Source organism: Nitrospira sp. BLG_2, from assembly GCF_049222245.1.
Map to the genome: position 1 here is coordinate 1 of NZ_JBLYIG010000752.1, position 1906 is coordinate 1906.

Below are 1906 nucleotides of genomic sequence, written 5' to 3' on the forward strand. Positions count from 1 at the left end.
TGGGCAATCTCTTGCTTGATGACCGACGTGATCTCGTCAACTTGGATTCTCATTCCTCTATCCTTCCGTCACGAAGCGGCCGGTACCGGCCAACAAATGTTTCTCAGCGGAGGCGAGCAGGGCGGAACGCATGTCGCGAAGTCGTTTTCGGATCGACGTGTCGTATTGCCGGTCGCCGGCCTGCACGATGAGTCCGCCGAGCAATTCCGGATCAACCCGCTCCACCAACACCGGCTCACGGCCCAGGATTTTCCGGGCGGCCTCTCGAAGCGTATTTCGCTGCGACTCTTCCAGCGGGACGGCCGTCGAGATGAACACCTCCTGCTTGCCGAGCTTCTGGGCGAGCTTGTGGCGATAGGCGTCGCAGACCGCCGGGAGAATCGAAGAGCGGCGATGCTCATTGAGCACCAGCAGGAGGTTGAACACCAGCTTCGTCAACTTGCCGCTGAAGATTTTCTTGAGGCTTTCCCGGCGGGCATCGTCGTCGATCGCCGCGGAACTCATCATCGCCGCGAACGACGGCTCGTTCTTCCAGATCGCCGCAAGATCGGCCAATTCCTGCCCGACCTGCTCGGCCGACTTGAACTCGTCCGCCAGTTCGAGAAGACTCTGGGCGTAAATCGCCGCAGCCGCCTGCGAAATGTCAAACTCAGATGCCATGTCTTCCTTTTTGATCCGTTCGTTGGCTTTACGGGCCAATATCGAATGGCGAATAGCGAATAGCGAAAGGAGTATCAAACCTTTCGAGTATTCTTTACAATCGCCGTCAGTATCCGCACTAGTTCCTCGGATTCCTTGGTAATGCTTTCAAGTTTGCTACGCTTGGCGAGGCCGGTCTCCGAAATTAGTCGAAGCCAATAGAAAGCCTCTCTCGATTCGGATCGCGCGATGCCCATTCGACGAATGAATTCGGCTCTCGAATGCGATCCCTGAGCTTCTTCAACATTCGCGCCGACGCTCGTGCCGCATCGGGTCACTTGGCGGACGACAACTTGCGAGGCGAAGTCCTGAGGCAGGGCTCGGGCCATTTTCACAATTCGAACAGCGAATCGAAAAGTCCGCTCGTCAATATCGCGGCGCATGGCGCCGGACCTTGACGCACTAATGGGTTCTTTCGATCTCGCCAACCGTGTGACCATTTTCCTGTTTCGCTATTCGCTCTTCGCCATTCGCTATTTCGTCAGTTCCTGGCCTTGCTCAATTCCTCAAGCGACTCATCGAGCAATCGCCGGTGATCCGCTTGCGACAAATCCTTGCGAACAATCTTCGATGCCAGCATCGTGGCCAGCATGATCGTCTCGTCGTGCAGCTTCTTCCCCGCATCGTCGCGGGCCACCTGGATGTCCCGGCGCGCGGTGGCGACGATCGCATCGGCTTCGCCCTTGGCCTCGCCGTGGATGCGCTTGCGAACCTCCTCGGCGTCGCGGCGGCCTTCGTCGACGATGGCGGAGGCCTCTTCACGGGCCTTTTCGAGCTTCTTCGTGTAGTCCGCCAGAAGCTTCTCGGCAGCCTCGCGCTCGTGCTTGGCGTCCGCCAGCGACTTGCGCACGAACTCTTCACGCTGGTTGAGCGCGCTGAGAATCGGCTTCCAGGCCGTCGCCCGCAGGATCACGAGCAGGATCACGAACACCACGATCGACCAAAAGGCCGAACCGATGTCCCAATCCAACAGAGCGGGCTTGGGGCCGTGCTCATCGCCATCATGTGCGTCACCGTGCGCCGGCGACTCACCGTGCGCGGGAGCGGCATGGGCCGCATTCTCGTGCCCGGTCTGAAAGGCGTGAGCCGTCGGCGTCGCCGCCAGGTACAACGAAGCGGTCAAGATGAAGGATGCAAACAGTCGCATCGCGTTTCTCCCTTTCTCTTGTGAAAGGATGGCGGACTAAATCTTGCCGCCCAGGCCGTT

General features: G+C 59.0%; 3 protein-coding genes. All 3 read right to left on the reverse strand.

Annotated elements, in window-relative coordinates; translation table 11 throughout:
• Positions 1-57: 57 nt before the first annotated feature.
• Positions 58-699 (reverse strand): ATP synthase F1 subunit delta, encoded by a 642-nt coding sequence (atpH, locus tag ACOSYY_RS20080; protein ID WP_421664735.1) that lies wholly within the window; start codon positions 697-699, stop codon positions 58-60.
• Positions 700-734: 35 nt separating this feature from the next.
• Positions 735-1082: a four helix bundle protein gene (locus ACOSYY_RS20085; protein ID WP_421664736.1), complete on the reverse strand. Its 348-nt coding sequence runs from the start codon at positions 1080-1082 to the stop codon at positions 735-737.
• Between the two features lie 98 nt (positions 1083-1180).
• The gene (gene atpF / locus ACOSYY_RS20090) at positions 1181-1846 is read right to left on the reverse strand and encodes a F0F1 ATP synthase subunit B (RefSeq protein WP_421664737.1); all 666 of its coding nucleotides are present in this window, start codon (positions 1844-1846) and stop codon (positions 1181-1183) included.
• Positions 1847-1906 lie beyond the last annotated feature (60 nt).

Bases quoted from the DNA above. Each gene is read 5' to 3' on its own strand.
- ACOSYY_RS20085 (WP_421664736.1), bottom strand. From the start codon at position 1,082: ATGCGCCGCGATATTGACGAGCGGACTTTTCGATTCGCTGTTCGAATT.
- atpF (WP_421664737.1), bottom strand. From the start codon at position 1,846: ATGCGACTGTTTGCATCCTTCATCTTGACCGCTTCGTTGTACCTGGCG.